General features: G+C 39.2%; 16 protein-coding genes. 15 read left to right on the top strand and 1 reads right to left on the bottom strand.

Going from position 1 to position 15976, the window contains the following annotated elements:
* Nucleotides 1-87: 87 nt before the first annotated feature.
* Nucleotides 88-720 (bottom strand): MBL fold metallo-hydrolase, encoded by a 633-nt coding sequence (locus H7U02_RS07775; protein WP_037600743.1) that lies wholly within the window; start codon nt 718-720, stop codon nt 88-90.
* A 95-nt stretch (nt 721-815) separates the two neighbouring features.
* On the opposite strand from H7U02_RS07775, the gene H7U02_RS07770 reads away from it, so the two are divergent.
* The 15 genes from H7U02_RS07770 (at nt 816) to whiA (ending at nt 15970) form a co-directional block, all read left to right on the top strand.
* The gene (locus tag H7U02_RS07770) at nt 816-3302 is read left to right on the top strand and encodes a bifunctional DnaQ family exonuclease/ATP-dependent helicase (RefSeq protein WP_201043099.1); all 2487 of its coding nucleotides are present in this window, start codon (nt 816-818) and stop codon (nt 3300-3302) included.
* Between the two features lie 157 nt (nt 3303-3459).
* Nucleotides 3460-3942, top strand: coding sequence for a DUF5590 domain-containing protein (locus H7U02_RS07765; protein ID WP_037600849.1), 483 nt, complete (start codon nt 3460-3462; stop codon nt 3940-3942).
* A 4-nt stretch (nt 3943-3946) separates the two neighbouring features.
* Nucleotides 3947-5128, top strand: coding sequence for a pyridoxal phosphate-dependent aminotransferase (locus H7U02_RS07760; protein ID WP_013990479.1), 1182 nt, complete (start codon nt 3947-3949; stop codon nt 5126-5128).
* A gap of 36 nt (nt 5129-5164) precedes the next feature.
* Complete coding sequence (gene asnS, locus H7U02_RS07755) at nt 5165-6511, top strand: asparagine--tRNA ligase (RefSeq protein WP_037600853.1); 1347 nt, start codon at nt 5165-5167, stop codon at nt 6509-6511.
* Nucleotides 6512-6537: 26 nt separating this feature from the next.
* Nucleotides 6538-6945: a hypothetical protein gene (locus H7U02_RS07750; protein WP_021144044.1), complete on the top strand. Its 408-nt coding sequence runs from the start codon at nt 6538-6540 to the stop codon at nt 6943-6945.
* Between the two features lie 108 nt (nt 6946-7053).
* Nucleotides 7054-7434 (top strand): RidA family protein, encoded by a 381-nt coding sequence (locus H7U02_RS07745; protein ID WP_002891112.1) that lies wholly within the window; start codon nt 7054-7056, stop codon nt 7432-7434.
* A gap of 173 nt (nt 7435-7607) precedes the next feature.
* A complete protein-coding gene (queC, locus tag H7U02_RS07740; protein ID WP_037600856.1) occupies nt 7608-8261 on the top strand; it encodes a 7-cyano-7-deazaguanine synthase QueC in 654 nt (217 codons plus the stop codon).
* Nucleotides 8261-8704, top strand: a complete 444-nt coding sequence (gene queD, locus H7U02_RS07735) for a 6-carboxytetrahydropterin synthase QueD (protein ID WP_004182082.1) — start codon at nt 8261-8263, stop codon at nt 8702-8704. The genes queC and queD overlap by 1 nt, the downstream gene beginning before the upstream one ends.
* A complete protein-coding gene (queE, locus tag H7U02_RS07730) occupies nt 8697-9413 on the top strand; it encodes a 7-carboxy-7-deazaguanine synthase QueE (protein ID WP_022496683.1) in 717 nt (238 codons plus the stop codon). The genes queD and queE overlap by 8 nt, the downstream gene beginning before the upstream one ends.
* 122 nt (nt 9414-9535) lie before the next feature.
* Nucleotides 9536-10027 carry a preQ(1) synthase gene (gene queF, locus H7U02_RS07725; protein ID WP_003097375.1) on the top strand — a complete coding sequence of 164 codons (492 nt, stop codon included), beginning with the start codon at nt 9536-9538 and terminating at the stop codon, nt 10025-10027.
* 260 nt (nt 10028-10287) lie between these two features.
* On the top strand, nt 10288-12324 hold the full coding sequence (locus H7U02_RS07720; protein ID WP_037613878.1) for a CAP domain-containing protein: 2037 nt from the start codon (nt 10288-10290) through the stop codon (nt 12322-12324).
* A 125-nt stretch (nt 12325-12449) separates the two neighbouring features.
* Nucleotides 12450-13220, top strand: a complete 771-nt coding sequence (locus H7U02_RS07715) for a DUF1003 domain-containing protein (RefSeq protein ID WP_037603138.1) — start codon at nt 12450-12452, stop codon at nt 13218-13220.
* A complete protein-coding gene (rapZ, locus tag H7U02_RS07710) occupies nt 13201-14091 on the top strand; it encodes an RNase adapter RapZ (RefSeq protein WP_014634584.1) in 891 nt (296 codons plus the stop codon). Before H7U02_RS07715 ends, rapZ begins: the two co-directional genes overlap by 20 nt.
* Nucleotides 14088-15062, top strand: a complete 975-nt coding sequence (locus tag H7U02_RS07705; protein WP_002891102.1) for a YvcK family protein — start codon at nt 14088-14090, stop codon at nt 15060-15062. The genes rapZ and H7U02_RS07705 overlap by 4 nt, the downstream gene beginning before the upstream one ends.
* Complete coding sequence (gene whiA / locus H7U02_RS07700; RefSeq protein ID WP_004182012.1) at nt 15059-15970, top strand: DNA-binding protein WhiA; 912 nt, start codon at nt 15059-15061, stop codon at nt 15968-15970. The genes H7U02_RS07705 and whiA overlap by 4 nt, the downstream gene beginning before the upstream one ends.
* Nucleotides 15971-15976 lie beyond the last annotated feature (6 nt).

Here is a 15976-nt window from a genome sequence, read left to right as displayed (position 1 = left end):
AGATAAGAAGGTCTATCGGCCTTCTTTTTTATTCGAATAAAAAAGCTTGTCAATACTCACTAAAGTAGGTATGACAAGCTTTTGTTTTTATGAAAAATATGGGTTAAAGACCTTCTCGTGACCAATAGTGGTATCCCATCCATGTCCTGGGAAAACTTTGTAGTGGTTAGGAAGTGTAAAAAGTTGCTCTTGAATACTAGTGAGTAATTGTTCGTGGTTCCCTGTTGGAAGATCCCAGCGTCCAATTGTTTCTTTAAAGAGGGCATCACCAGAAAATACAGTTTCTTCTCTATCAAAGATAAAAGAAACACCTCCAATAGAGTGTCCTGGAGTTGGAACAACTTTAAACTGAAAGTTCTTGATGTTATAATCTTCAGTAAAATCGAAGTAGTGTTCTGCAGGATTGACAATAACGTCTTCCATATCGTCGTGACGTGGGAGTCCAGATAAATTATCAATAGGACTCATCAACCAGTCTTTTTCAGCTTCAGTAACATAAACAGGAGGATTATAAGCCTGACGGACTGCCTCAACACTCATAATGTGGTCGTAGTGTGTATGTGTCAAAAGGATAGCAGCAACTGGTTTGTCGATTGCTTTAAGTTCAGCTAAGATAGCAGAAGTATCACTTCCTGGATCAATGACTAGACAGGCTGTATCGTTTTCTAAAATATAGGTGTTTTCCTGAGCAACAGGATTTAAAATTCGTCTTATTTTCATAGTTCTAGTGTAGCACGAATTTCAGGCTTTTTCCAATATCAGAATGATGGCTTTGTCTTTTTTTGGTGCTTTGTATATGCTATAATAAGGTCACTATGAGTGAAAAAAACACGAATAAATATGCCATTGTTGATTTGGAAGCAACCTCCGCTTCGTCAACGGCTAGTATTATACAGGTGGGAATTGTTATCATGCAAAATGGTCAGGTGGTTGACGAATTTGCGAGTGATGTTAACCCACACCAAGAACTCGATGAGCACATTGTTCATTTAACAGGAATTACCGATCAGCAGTTGGCCCAAGCACCAGATTTTTCAGAAATTGCTAGAACAATTTTTGAACTGATTGAGGACTGTATTTTTGTTGCCCATAATGTTAAATTTGATGCCAATTTGCTTGCAGAGGCACTTTTCATGGAGGGCTTCGAACTAAGGACTCCTCGTGTGGATACTGTCGAATTGGCTCAGGTCTTTTATCCGACGTTAGAACAATATAAGCTATCTCATTTATCCAAGGTTCTTAATCTTGACCTAGCTCAGGCCCATACGGCTATTGAAGATGCGAGAGCGACCGGACAGCTTTTGTTTCATTTGATGGATAAGATTGCCAGCTTACCTAGACAGACCATTGAGATGCTTTTGACCTTTTCAGATAATCTTCTTTTTGAGACTGAGTTGGTTATTCGTGATGCTATAAGAGGTCAAAATTTAGGCCTTTCAAAAGAATATGTCATGCTTGAAGAATCTGGAATTGTTCTTCGTAGACCTTTGACTTATAAGTCTGAACGAAAACTGTCTCAAGATTTTGATACCAATATTGCACTCTTAGATTTGGAATCAAGGCCTAAACAAAAAGAGTTTGCTGAGGCAGTAAGAAGGGAGCTTGATAATACTGATATTTCCATGATTCAGGCGCAGACTGGAATCGGAAAAACTTATGGCTATTTGCTTCCTTTGTTGGCGCAATCTGATGTAGATAAAGTGGTAGTGGCTGTTCCGACCAAGCTCCTTCAAAATCAGATTATGAATCAGGAAGCTACAGCCTTATCGGATGTCTTTAATATTAACTTCCATAGTCTCAAAGGACCTCAGAATTATATCAAGTTAGATGCCTTCTACCAAACCTTACTTCGTCAGGATAGTAACCGTTTGATTAATCGTTACAAAATGCAACTTTTGGTGTGGTTGACTGAAACAGAGACAGGGGATCTTGACGAAATCAGACAAAAACAGCGCTATATGGCTTATTTTGATGAGATTAAGCACGATGGTAAGTTAAAAGCTGATAGTCTTTTTGCTGAATATGATTTTTGGCAACAGTCCTACCAAAAAGCCCAGGAAGCTAGGGTAGTTGTGACCAACCATGCTTATCTGTTGACGCGTATGGAAGATGATCATGATTTTGTTCGAGGAAAAACTCTTGTGATTGATGAGGGGCAAAAGATGGTTCTGGCTTTGGAACAATTTTCACGTCATCAAGTCAATCTTACTGTCCTGTTGCAACATATTCATCGAATTCTTGATAGTGGTAGTCAAAGCTTGCTTCAACAACGATTGCTCGAAAATCTGCAGTTTGAAGTTAGCCATCTAATCCAAGAACATCAACAATTTCCTCAGAAGCAGTATAATCGCCAGCAATTAGATCGTTTGCTACAAACCATTTCTGAACTGGAAGGTGAAAGTGATTTTATGGAGATGTTGTCTCCACTGAAGACACCGCTTTACAGCCATTTCTGGCTTGAAACAGACTATTATCAGGAACATCGTGTGACTTATTTAAAGGCGTCACGCAAAGAGCTCTTAGAGCTTTCTGCTTATCTACCAAGTGCCCAAAAAGTGATAATTGTTTCAGCAACTATTGATGTGGGACCTGATGTAGATGTGGCTGATTTGTTGGGCTTAGATCAGGTACGCAAGGTTAGCCTCCCAATGGACACTTTACCCAATCAAGCTATTTGGATTGATCAAAGTATGCCTATGATTGGTGTTTCTTCTGAGGAAGAGTATGAAGTTGCTCTTGCAAAACGTCTCCAGAAGCTATCTGAAATGGAATATCCAATTTTAGTACTATTCACGTCTCGAAAGAGTATGATGGCTGTTTCAGATTTATTGGATCATAGGGAAGTTCGTCACCTAACTCAAGAGAAAAATGGGACTGCTTTTAATGTCAAAAAACGTTTTGATAGAGGTGAGACCAATCTCCTTCTGGGTATGGGATCGTTCTGGGAAGGTGTTGACTTTGCCCAACAAAATAGGGTAATTGAGGTTATTGCACGTCTGCCGTTTGACAATCCTAAGGATCCATTCTATCAAAAGATTGAATCTTGGTTTTCTAAGCAAGGAAAGAGCACCTTTGATAGTTACAGTCTTCCCATGACGGTTTTACGTTTTAAACAAGCTATTGGACGTGCTCAAAGACGTCCAGAACAGCGCTCGGCTATTCTTCTTATGGATAATCGCCCGCTCGTTAAGAGTTATGGAAAACTATTTCTAAAAGAAGTGACACAAGAAGTTGCGCTTAAGCATGCTAAGTTCGAGGAAGTCAAAGAGGATATTCAGGATTTCTTAGAACAAGAAAGTTAACTTTTTAAAACCAACCTTTTCTAAGATTACTTAGGTTTTATAAATTTTACTGACTTATAAAAAAGATAGACTTAATTGCTCAATACTAGCTATATTGCTATGTAAAGATTTATCATTTTCTGATATAATAAATTCAGAAACTTTTTTAGGAGGCATTATGCGTAAACAACGTTCACCCTGGACCAAAAAGCAACAGTTCATTTTTGGAATAATTGTAATCGTTGTGACCTTAATTGCCTCTGTGACTGCTATTCTTATTGTAGCGACTAAGCCTTACGTAGACGCTGAAAAGAAGGTTATTGCCATAGCAAAGAGCAAAGCAGACATAAGGACTGTTACTGAATTTGATATCTACCATGGTGAGTCTACCTATTACGGACTTCTTGGAAAGTCTAGTCAAGGTGAGAAGCTAGCTGTTATCATGAGTCATGATTCAGGTGTGGTTGATATCTACAAGCAATCTGATGGTATTAGTAAGTCAGTGGCTAAGAAAGCTGCTAAGGCCTATGGTGCTAAGGAGATATCCTATGTCCACCTAGGAAAATATGGCAAAACTCCTATTTGGGAAGTGAAGTCAGGAACCCAGTATTATCTGGTTGATTTTATCTCAGGTCAGGTTATTAAAGTGGAAGGACTATAATGAAATGACAAAATTATCAAATCGTGTATTACAAATGGAAGAAAGTGTCACTTTAGCTGCCAGTGCGCGTGCTAAAGCTCTTAAAGCTCAAGGACGTGATATTTTGAGTTTGACACTTGGTGAACCAGATTTTGTAACACCTAAGAACATTCAAGATGCGGCCATTGCTTCTATTGAAAATGGTAAAGCAAGTTTTTATACCGTGGCTTCTGGACTTCCGGAACTCAAGGATGCAATCAGCACTTACATGGAAAATTTCTATGGTTATGCTGTGAAACCAAATGAGGTTGTTGTCGGTACTGGTGCTAAATTTATCTTATATGCTTTCTTTGCTACGGTCATTAATCCTGGTGATGAAGTCATTATTCCAACACCTTGCTGGGTTTCTTACGTAGACCAAGTTAAAATGGTTGAGGGTGTACCGGTTACTTTCCAAACGACTGAAGCTAATCACTTTAAAGCAACGGTTGAACAACTTGAAGCTGCTCGAACTGAAAAAACTAAGGTTGTCTTGCTTAATTCTCCATCAAATCCAACAGGAATGATTTACAGCAAGGAAGAATTGCAAGCAATCGGTGACTGGGCGGTTGAGCACGATATTTTGATTTTAGCAGATGATATCTATGGCCGTTTGGTCTATAATGGGAACACCTTTACTCCAATTTCAAGTCTTTCAGATGCCATTCGTAAGCAAACAATTGTGATTAACGGTGTTTCCAAGACCTATGCTATGACAGGTTGGCGCGTGGGATTTGCTGTAGGAGATCCAGAAATTATTTCAGGAATGGCGAAGATTATTAGCCAAACAACATCAAATCTTACAGCAGTTTCTCAATACGCTGCTATTGAAGCCTTAACAGGTGATCAGTCTTCTATCGAAGAAATGCGTCAAGCTTTTGAGGAACGTTTGAATACGATTTATCCACTCCTAGCTGAAGTGCCTGGTTTTGAAGTCATCAAACCTCAAGGTGCCTTTTACCTCTTCCCTAATGTTAAAAAAGCGATGGAAATCAAGGGCTACACAAATGTTAATGATTTTACAAATGCTATTCTTGAAGAGGCTGAAGTCGCTTTGGTAACAGGTGCAGGATTCGGCGCACCTGAAAATATTCGTCTTAGCTATGCAACAGACTTGGATACTTTGAAAGAAGCAGTCCGCCGAATCAAAGCCTTTATGGAAAAATAGAATTAATATAGATCAAAAGAAAAGAGAAGTAATTACATGTCTAAACAATTAGTTTCAATTATTGATGTGCCTAAACACGTGGGCGAAGAAATCACTATCGGTGCATGGGTAGCTAACAAATCAGGTAAAGGGAAATTGGCCTTTCTTCAATTGCGTGATGGAACTGCCTTCTTCCAAGCGGTAGCTTTCAAACCTAACTTCATCGAAAAATACGGTGAAGAAGAAGGTACTGAAAAATTTGATACTGTTAAACGTCTTAGCCAAGAAACATCAGTTTATGTGACTGGTGTGGTCAAAGAAGACGAACGTTCAAAATTTGGTTACGAGTTGGATGTGACAGCAGTAGAAGTCATCGGTGAATCACATGATTACCCAATCACACCAAAAGAACACGGAACTGACTTCTTGATGGATAATCGTCACCTTTGGTTGCGTTCACGTAAACAAATGGCTGTTCAACAAATTCGTAATGCGATTATTTACGCAACATACGAATTCTTTGATAAAAATGGTTTCATTAAATTTGATAGTCCAATTTTGTCAGGAAATGCAGCTGAAGATTCAACAGAATTGTTTGAAACGGATTACTTTGGTACACCTGCTTACCTAAGCCAATCTGGTCAGCTTTACCTTGAAGCTGGTGCTATGGCTCTTGGTCGTGTATTTGACTTTGGTCCTGTTTTCCGTGCCGAAAAATCTAAAACACGCCGTCACTTGACTGAGTTCTGGATGATGGATGCTGAGTATTCATTCTTGTCACATGATGAGTCACTTGATTTGCAAGAAGCTTATGTTAAGGCTCTTATTCAAGGTGTTATTGATCGTGCGCCACAAGCTCTTGAAATCCTTGAACGTGATGTAGATCTTCTTAAGAAATACATTGCTGAGCCATTCAAGCGCGTGTCATATGATGAAGCTATCGACCTTCTTCAAGCACATGAAAATGATGAAGGTACAGACTACGAGCACCTCGAACATGGAGATGACTTTGGTTCTCCACACGAAACTTGGATTTCTAACTATTTTGGTGTTCCAACATTCGTTGTTAATTATCCAGCAAGCTTTAAGGCCTTCTACATGAAGCCAGTTCCTGGTAATCCTGAGCGCGTTCTTTGTGCAGACCTTTTGGCTCCAGAAGGTTATGGTGAAATCATCGGTGGTTCAATGCGTGAAGATGACTACGATGCTCTTGTAGCTAAAATGGATGAACTCGGAATGGACCGTTCAGAATACGAATTCTACCTTGACCTTCGTAAATATGGTTCAGTACCACACGGTGGTTTTGGTATCGGTATTGAACGTATGGTTACTTTCGTAGCTGGAACAAAACACATCCGTGAAGCTATTCCATTCCCACGTATGTTGCACCGTATCAAACCATAAGTAAAATTCTTTAGGAGTGCAAAAGTATGAAAAGATGGTTACTTGGTCTTTTGGCCTTACTTTGTATGGTTTCGATGGTAGCTTGTAGCAAGTCTGCTCCCTCACTAGAGGGTGAATGGCAGGCACAAGATGCCTTAAAGAAGGATTATACGATTGTCTTCAAGAAAGATAAGGTCAAGATTGGTGAGCAGGATTATAACTATACAGTGGATGGTCCCAAGTCTAAAGATGACTTTACCTATTATTCGCTAAAAGTAAAAGATCAGGGAAAAGAAACGTCTTATACAGTATTTTTCCCAACTAAATCCAAAGAGGTTGCTCTTTTTCTACAACCAAATGATGAGAAAGAACCCATTAAGGGTCAAATGCTCTTTGCACTTAATAAAAAAGAAAAACCAGACTACTATAGCTATGTCAAAAAGTATCTGAAATAGTAGGAGAAGGATTAGCCTAGCGCTGATTCTTTTCTTTTTGGAATTATATGTTTCAATTTTCAGAATATTTTGTTATAATAGCAACATATTAGTCAAAGGAGAACTATCATGGCAAAAACTATTCATACTGATAAAGCACCAGCAGCAATCGGACCTTATGTTCAAGGTAAAATCGTAGGCAACCTTTTGTTTGCTTCTGGTCAAGTACCATTGTCACCAGAAACAGGTGAAATCATTGGTGAAACAATTCAAGAACAGACAGAACAAGTTCTTAAAAATGTTGGTGCTATTTTGGCAGAAGCAGGAACAGACTTTGATCACGTTGTTAAAACAACTTGCTTCCTAAGTGACATTAACGATTTCGTTCCATTTAACGAAGTGTATGCAACTGCCTTTACATCTGATTTTCCAGCACGTTCTGCGGTAGAAGTGGCACGTTTACCAAAAGATGTTAAAATTGAAATCGAAGTTATCGCTGAGATTGATTAATGAAGAGAGCCTTGGCTCTTTTCTTTTTTTCTCAACTATGATAGACTATTAAAGATAAATCATTTTCGATGTTTGGGAGACACCATCGCTAAAAAAAACCATTACTGGCGTTTTTTGGCTCCCCCAAGGGGCCTTTTTATGTGTCTCAGACATCACGAATTAAGAGGAATATTATGAAACGTCAATCAGCTTTGGTCGTCTTTAGTGGCGGTCAAGATTCTACTACTTGCCTATTTTGGGCTCTAAAACATTATGAAACAGTTGAATTAGTTACTTTTGCTTATGGCCAACGTCATAGCTTGGAAATTGAAGTAGCTAAAGAGATTGCGCAAGAACAAGAGCTTAAACACCATGTTTTGGACATGTCTTTGCTTGGTCAAATCACTGAAAATGCCTTAACATCTGATATTGAGATTGAGGCAGAAGAAGGTGAAGTTCCTAATACTTTTGTGGACGGGCGTAATCATCTTTTCCTTTCTTTTGCAGCTGTTCTAGCTAAGCAACGTGGTATTACTGATATTGTTACGGGTGTTTGTGAGACAGACTTTTCTGGTTATCCAGACTGTCGTGATGTTTTTGTCAAATCGCTTAATGTTACACTTAATCTAGCCATGGCCTATGATTTCGTTATCCAAACCCCTCTCATGTGGTTAGATAAGGCTGAGACTTGGGCTTTGGCTGACCAACTAGGAGCTTTTGACTATGTTCGTGAAAAAACGCTAACTTGCTATAACGGTATTATTGGAACTGGTTGTGGGGAATGCCCTGCCTGTCACTTGCGTCAAAAAGGCCTTGAAAAATATCTAGCGGAAAGAGGAGAAGCTTAATGTTCTTTGCACCGAAAGAAATCAAAAAAGAAACAGGTGAGTCCTTGGTTTACAATCCTCACCGTACAATGGTTTCTAAAGAGTTTACTTTTGATGCTGCCCACCATCTCTTTAATTATGAAGGCAAATGCAAATCACTTCATGGTCATACCTACCATCTTCAGATTGCAGTAAGTGGATACTTGGATGAGCGTGGCATGACCTTCGATTTTGGTGATCTAAAGAGCATTTATAAGGACCATTTGGAACCACAGTTAGATCACCGTTATCTCAATGAGACTTTGCCTTATATGAACACAACTGCGGAAAATATGGTTTTCTGGATTTTCCAGATGACGAGTCAACATCTGCCAGAGGAGAGAGGACTTCGTTTGGAATATGTACGCCTTTATGAAACACCAACAGCCTTTGCAGAGTTTAGACGGGAGTGGTTGGATGACTAGAGAACGTGTACTCAAACTACCAGTGCTTGAAATTTTTGGACCAACCTTTCAAGGGGAAGGGCGAGCAATTGGTCAAAAAACCATGTTTGTAAGGACAGCAGGATGTGATTACCACTGTGATTGGTGTGATTCTGCCTTCACTTGGGATGGTTCAGAAAAGCCAACTCGTATGACAGCTGACGAAGTCATTAAAGCTTTGGATGCGCTAGGAACTTACGACTATGTTACTCTATCTGGAGGAAACCCAGCTCTGCTAGCGGCTAATATGGCTGAACTCGTTTCAAAACTCAAGGCAAGAGGCGTAACCCTGGCCGTTGAAACACAGGGTTCTCGCTGGCAGGAGTGGCTAAAGGAAATTGACCAAGTAACCTTAAGTCCTAAACCGCCATCATCCAAGATGGAAGTCAATATGGAAACCCTTGACTTTATTGTTTCTCAGCTTGATCCTGATAAAGTTACCTTCAAGGTTCCTGTTTTCGATGATACAGATTTAGCCTTTGCTAAAATGATTCAGGAACGTTATCAGCCAGATGTCATGTTTCTTTCAGCTGGTAATCCTGAACCTAAAGCAGAGGGTAATATTGTCCAACATCAATTAAATCGCCTAAAAGAACTATGGGAGACTGTAGCTGCTGATAATTCGTGGGGCAATGTGCGTGTCCTCCCTCAGCTTCATACCCTACTCTATGATAATGAGCGTGGTGTCTAATCTTCACAGTCTATAAGATTAGAATTGATAGTATTTTGACTTTTTTGATGATTAAGATTAGAAATTAAGATTAAAAATCGACTATATAAAGGTCTAGAAAAATTAATAACGAAGGAAGAAAAATGTCACAACAAGAAGAAATGAAAAACCTCACTCTCCTTGGTAATAAGGAGACACCTTATATTTTTGAATACTCTCCACAAGTCTTGGAGTCTTTTGATAATCGTCACACTGATAATGATTACTTTATCAAATTCAACTGTCCAGAATTTACGTCACTTTGTCCTATTACTGGCCAACCTGATTTTGCAAGTATCTATATTTCTTATATTCCAGACCAGCTGTGCGTTGAGTCTAAATCTCTAAAGCTTTACCTCTTTAGTTACCGTAATCACGGAGATTTCCATGAAAACTGTATTAATACCATTGGTAAAGATTTGGTGGAGCTTTTGAACCCCCGTTACTTAGAAGTTTGGGGTAAATTTACACCTCGTGGTGGTATTTCTATTGACCCTTATTATAATTATGGCCGTCCAGAAACTAAGTATGAAAAGATGGCAGAGCAACGTCTTTTTAATCACGATCTTTACCCAGAAAATATTGATAATCGTTAATATCATGCTAAAGTCCTTATGTTAAGGGCTTTTTTATTCTGTTAAACACCTGTCTTTAGGGTGTAAAAGAAAGCTGATTAATCATTTTTTACAAGTAAAAGTAAGGTCATTGTTAGTTTTTTATTGGTCTGTTCTTAGAAAGTTCTATTATTAAAATAATTTGACAATAGAAGTATTATCTCCTACAATTAAAGTAAAACAGAAGCGTAAGCGCTTGCTTATAAAAGGTATATTTGTTTTTAAAAAAGGGGATGAAGACAATGAGAAAAAGTTTACGTCTATTTTCGTGCGCTGTTTTAGGGGCAGCAATATTAGCACCAACGGTAGTTGGTAATGATCATGCACAGGCAGATAGTTATTATGGCCGAGGTTACTATAATAACTATTCTTATAATCCATGGTATAACAACTATTATCCAAACTATGGTTATAACTACGGATACAATGGTTATTATCCAGGCTATAATTACAATTATGGCTATAACTACGGTTACAATAATTACTATCCAAACTATAACTATGGCTATAACTATAATTATGGTTACAACAACTACAACGAATCAGGTACTTACCGCTATAGCAATGGTTACTTGTACTACATCTTGAGTGATGGTAGCTACTATGTTAACTATAACGGACGTTGGGTTCGTGGTGGTGACTATAATAACAACAATAGTGGTTCTAATAATACCCCAACGACAGGATATGAGGTTTTGAGAAATGACCCTCACTACCGTTACGAAAATGGTACTCACTATTATTTGAAAGATAATGGCGATTACTACTATTATTCAAATGGTAAGTGGGTGCTTGTTAAGGCATCAAGCACAGATTCTGAAGCTCCAACAACTTCAACTGTAGATTCAACTTCATCAGCAAGTTCAGAAGTAGCCTCAACGGTTGATTCAACGTCATCAGCAAGTTCAGAAGTAGCCTCAACCGTTGATTCAACGTCATCAGCAAGTTCAGAGGCAGCGTCAACTGTAGATTCAACTTCGTCTGCAAGTTTAGAAGTAGCCTCAACCGTTGATTCAACGTCATCAGCAAGCGCAGAAGTAGCCTCAACCGTTGATTCAACTTCATCAGCAAGTTCAGAGGTAGCCTCAACTGTAGATTCAACTTCATCAGCAAGTTCAGAAGCAGCGTCAACTGTAGATTCAACTTCGTCTGCAAGTTCAGAAGTAGCCTCAACTGTAGATTCAACTTCGTCTGCAAGCTCAGAAGTAGCTTCAACTGTTGACTCAACTTCAGAAGCGGCTTCAACTGGTAACTCAAGTTCGACTGTAACTTCTGAATCTTCTTCAACAGCAACTTCAGAGACAGGTTCAACATCAGAAACAAGTTCTGAAGCTCCTGAACTTGAAAAACCACCATATGCGCCTGAAACAAGCATTGACTATGATAAGTTGCCAAAACCAACATTGCCACCAACAGATTATCGCATGCACTCAGACCCACGATTTGTAGATGACAACGGTACGTATTACTACCGTGTTGCTATGACTGATGAGGAAAATGCGCGTGGTATCGATGGTTACTACAAATGGGTTGATGGTAAGTGGAAACTCTACAATGGTACTGCCAATGATGACCCTGAGCTTGATCCAGATTTCCATAAACCAGCAGGAAACGACGAATACATGTACGATGACAACGCATCAAGTGTTAAGTTGTATTCTGAAAATGTAGTTGGTACTGGTAAAGCAGGAGAAGCTCTTCCATTCCAAAATGTTGATGAATTCAAAGACTATGTCATTAATAATCTTGCTCCAAAATTCATAGACAATGCTGGCTGGGATTGTAATGTAACTTGGGAAATTGAAGATGTTGATAACTTCAACGCTTCTAAGGGCAGTGCTTGGGCACGTGACTATGTTATTACAGCCAATCTCAAGAGCGGTGTTGACGACAAAAAATATAGTGATGTTGAATTTGGTTATGTAAAATTTGTTTATCATGTAGAACCAACTGAAAATTCTGATTATGTTGAAGTTGATTCAGCTAAGGCTGCCTTTAATGAAATCAATGCTCAACGTACAGCTGCCGGTTTACCAGCGCTTACATGGTCTGATGATCTTTACAATAGCACAACTCTTCCACACGCCAAAGATATTTCACATACTTACAACAGTGACGGTATTGTTTACCGTCGTGAATCTGATGGTTCAGTTGTTGCAAATAAATGGTTGAGCAGTGGTATTCGTGAACTTCTCATGAGTCCAGATGCTACTCAAGCTGCAGTGGCTTGTGTTGTCGCAGGTGATGGTACTTACTACTGGACTTTGAATTACCAATAAGAAGATGTTAAATTAATTGTCCCAATAATGAGGAGTCTGAGGTTAGTCTTGGACTCTTTTCCTTTATCTATTGAACGTTTAAGCTTTCAATATGGTATAATAGAGCCTAGAAAGAAGGCGAAAATATGCAGGTTAAGAGAGTTCAGGATTATATCTCTAAAGAGTGGTTCGATGAAACCGATGGCTCCTATTTCGAACGACTAAATAGTCGTTTGCAGGTGCTTTTGAAAAAAGATTACCCTGATTTACAAGGACATGATTTCATTAGTAATATTAGCCTTTTGGATTATAGGTTAGTTTTTCTCGACGAGATTATCGCAAATGCTAATGAGAAAAATGAGCACGTACGTGAAACAGTTCATGATGTGACCAAGAGTTTGTTCTACGAGGACCAGGATGTCCAGGAACAATTGGATAGTCGAATTACTTTTGGACAGAAAGTGGCGGATGAAGTGGCCAGATTTGGTGGGTCTTGGACTTTTATCTTGTCATTCATTGCTTTTATGGCTATTTGGATGGGGCTAAATGTCATCCAACCCTTTGGCATTGCCTTTGATAAGTATCCTTTTATTCTGTTGAATCTGGCCTTGTCCACTCTAGCTGCCGTTCAGGCACCATTGATTATGATGAGTCAGAATCGGGCATCGGATTACGATCGATTGCAAGCACGAAATGACTATAACGTCAATAAACAATCAAAGGCAGAAATCCGACTTTTACATGAAAAAATTGATCACTTGGTGCAACAAGACCAATCAGATTTGCTTACTATTCAAAAATTGCAGACAGAAATGATTATGGGGGTTAGCCAACAAGTTGAAAAAATGTCAGACGATATTCGTGTCTTGAAAGAAGAAAGACTAGAAAGGGAGTCTCATGGGAACGAAAAAAATTAATTTAGTTGTTGTAACAGGGATGAGCGGGGCAGGTAAGACTGTAGCGATTCAATCCTTTGAGGATATTGGATACTTCACTATTGATAATATGCCACCTTCTTTGGTACCAAAGGTTATCGAATTGGTAAAACATAGTGAAGAGACAGATAAGATTGCTCTTGTCGTTGATATGCGAAGTCGTTTGTTCTTCGATGAAATCAACGATATTTTGGATAAATTGGAAAGCAATGAGGAACTTAATTTCAAGATTCTTTTCTTGGACGCTACGGATGGTGAATTGGTTTCTCGTTACAAAGAGACACGTCGTAGTCACCCACTGGCGGCAGATGGCCGTGTTTTGGATGGCATTAAGCTTGAGCGTGAGCTTTTGTCACCGCTTAAGAGTTTGAGTCAAAACGTGGTTGATACGACAGAATTAACCCCACGCCAGTTGCGTAAGGCTATTTCTGAACAGTTCTCATCTGAACAAGACCAATCTTCTTTCCGTATTGAAGTTTTGAGTTTTGGTTTTAAATATGGATTGCCATTGGATGCAGATCTGGTTTTTGATGTCCGTTTCTTGCCAAATCCTTATTATGATCCTGCACTTCGTAACCTCACAGGTTTGGATAAAGAAGTTTTTGATTATGTCATGAAACATAAGGAATCAGAAGACTTTTACAATCATTTGACACAGCTTATTAAACCAATCTTGCCTGGCTACAAGAAAGAAGGTAAGTCTGTTCTTACCATTGCTGTTGGCTGCACAGGTGGTCAACACCGTAGTGTAGCCTTTGCACATCGTCTGGCTCAAGATTTGAAAAATGATTGGACAGTCAATGAAACACATCGTGATAAGGATCGACGTAAGGAGACAGTGAATCGTTCATGAAAAAACCAAGAATTACAGTAATAGGTGGGGGAACTGGTATCCCAGTCATTCTTCGTAGTTTGCGTCATAAGGATGTTGATATCACTGCTGTGGTAACTGTAGCTGATGATGGCGGTTCTTCGGGAGATTTGCGTGATATCATGCAACTGACACCTCCAGGGGATTTGCGTAATGTTTTGGTAGCTATGAGTGATATGCCTAAACTTTATGAAAGAGTTTTCCAATATCGTTTTGATAAAACCGATGGTGCTTTGGCTGGTCATCCACTCGGAAATTTAATCATCGCTGGAATTTCAGAAATGCAGGGATCTACCTATAATGCCATGCAGCTTCTGACGAAGTTCTTCCACGTTACAGGAAAAATTTATCCTGCTAGTGAGACAGCTTTGACGCTTCATGCCGTTTTTCAAGATGGTCATGAAGTAGCAGGGGAGAGTAGTATTGCCCAGTATGATGGCATGATTGAACGCGTTTATGTGACCAATACCTATAATGACGAAGAGCCTAAGGCCAGTCGTAAGGTTGTTGATGCTATTATGAATAGTGATATGATTGTTTTAGGTCCTGGATCTCTTTATACATCGATTTTGCCCAACCTAGTTATACCAGAGATTCGTCAGGCTCTTATCGAGACCAAGGCTGATGTGACTTACATTTGTAATATTATGACTCAGTACGGAGAAACTGAACAATTCTCAGATGCCGACCATGTGGCTGTTCTTAATCGTCATCTTGGCTCTGATGTGATTGACAATGTCCTAGTTAATATTAAGAAAGTACCTAAGGAATACATGGCTAGTAATAAATTTGATGAATACCTTGTTCAGGTTGAGCATGATTTTGAGGGCTTACGTCGTGAAGCTAAAACAGTTGTGTCTTCTAATTTTCTGCGACTTGAAAATGGTGGTGCCTTCCACCATGGTGACTTGGTAGTGGATGAGCTCATGCATCTAGTGAGGAACAAGTCATGAGTTTCACAATTAAGGTTAAAGAAGAGATAATTGCTGCTTCAAGCAAAGACAAGGCTGAATTGTCAGCATTGATTAAGATGTCTGGTTCGGTTGGATTGACCAACCAAGGATTGACTCTTTCCATCTCAACAGAAAATGCAAAGATTGCGCGACATATCTACCAATTAATGGAAAGTCGTTATCAGAGTAATCCTGAATTGAGACATCACAACAAGACCAATCTCAAGAAAAATCGTGTTTACACGGTTTTTGTCGCTGACCATGTCAATGATATTTTGTCCGATTTACAATTGGCGGATTCTTTCTTTGGCTTTGAAACAGGCATCGAAACATCAGTAATGGAAGATGACGAAGCTGGAAGATCCTATTTACGAGGTGCTTTTTTGGCGACTGGAACAGTTCGTGATCCTGAAAAAGGCCGTTATCAATTAGAGATTTTTTCCGTTTACCAAGACCACGCAGAGGACTTGGCTTCCCTCATGAAAAAATTTATGCTCGATGCCAAGGTTTTGAGTCATAAAAATGGTTTTGTGACCTATCTTCAAAAAGCTGAGGATATTATGGACTTCCTCCTTGTTATTGGTGCAATGAACTCTAAGGATACCTTCGAAGAGGTTAAAATTATGCGAGAGACCAGAAATGATCTGAATCGTGCCAATAATGCGGAAACAGCTAATATTGCTAGAACGATTAGTGCTAGTATGAAAACAATTAATAATATTATCAAGATTATGGATACGGTTGGCTTGGAGATTTTACCGGTGGAGCTGCGCCAAATTGCTCAACTCCGTATTGCCAATCCAGATTACTCTATCCAGCAAATCGCAGATAGTATAGAACCTCCTCTGACCAAGAGTGGTGTCAATCATCGTCTCAGAAAAATCAATAAAATTGCGGACGATTTGTAAGTAGAA

The sequence above is a fragment of the Streptococcus sp. 3.1 genome, assembly GCF_016648915.1.
GTDB lineage: Bacteria > Bacillota > Bacilli > Lactobacillales > Streptococcaceae > Streptococcus > Streptococcus salivarius_E.
Note: the sequence above shows the minus strand (reverse complement) of the source record. Positions and strands in the feature narration are given on the sequence as shown.

Coding starts and splice junctions, on each gene's coding strand:
- queC (WP_037600856.1), top strand. CDS start 7,608: ATGAAACGTCAATCAGCTTTGGTCGTCTTTAGTGGCGGTCAAGATTCT.
- H7U02_RS07715 (WP_037603138.1), top strand. CDS start 12,450: ATGCAGGTTAAGAGAGTTCAGGATTATATCTCTAAAGAGTGGTTCGAT.
- asnS (WP_037600853.1), top strand. CDS start 5,165: ATGTCTAAACAATTAGTTTCAATTATTGATGTGCCTAAACACGTGGGC.
- queF (WP_003097375.1), top strand. CDS start 9,536: ATGTCACAACAAGAAGAAATGAAAAACCTCACTCTCCTTGGTAATAAG.
- H7U02_RS07750 (WP_021144044.1), top strand. CDS start 6,538: ATGAAAAGATGGTTACTTGGTCTTTTGGCCTTACTTTGTATGGTTTCG.
- H7U02_RS07705 (WP_002891102.1), top strand. CDS start 14,088: ATGAAAAAACCAAGAATTACAGTAATAGGTGGGGGAACTGGTATCCCA.
- H7U02_RS07775 (WP_037600743.1), bottom strand. CDS start 720: ATGAAAATAAGACGAATTTTAAATCCTGTTGCTCAGGAAAACACCTAT.
- queE (WP_022496683.1), top strand. CDS start 8,697: ATGACTAGAGAACGTGTACTCAAACTACCAGTGCTTGAAATTTTTGGA.
- H7U02_RS07765 (WP_037600849.1), top strand. CDS start 3,460: ATGCGTAAACAACGTTCACCCTGGACCAAAAAGCAACAGTTCATTTTT.
- rapZ (WP_014634584.1), top strand. CDS start 13,201: ATGGGAACGAAAAAAATTAATTTAGTTGTTGTAACAGGGATGAGCGGG.
- whiA (WP_004182012.1), top strand. CDS start 15,059: ATGAGTTTCACAATTAAGGTTAAAGAAGAGATAATTGCTGCTTCAAGC.
- H7U02_RS07770 (WP_201043099.1), top strand. CDS start 816: ATGAGTGAAAAAAACACGAATAAATATGCCATTGTTGATTTGGAAGCA.
- H7U02_RS07720 (WP_037613878.1), top strand. CDS start 10,288: ATGAGAAAAAGTTTACGTCTATTTTCGTGCGCTGTTTTAGGGGCAGCA.
- H7U02_RS07745 (WP_002891112.1), top strand. CDS start 7,054: ATGGCAAAAACTATTCATACTGATAAAGCACCAGCAGCAATCGGACCT.
- H7U02_RS07760 (WP_013990479.1), top strand. CDS start 3,947: ATGACAAAATTATCAAATCGTGTATTACAAATGGAAGAAAGTGTCACT.
- queD (WP_004182082.1), top strand. CDS start 8,261: ATGTTCTTTGCACCGAAAGAAATCAAAAAAGAAACAGGTGAGTCCTTG.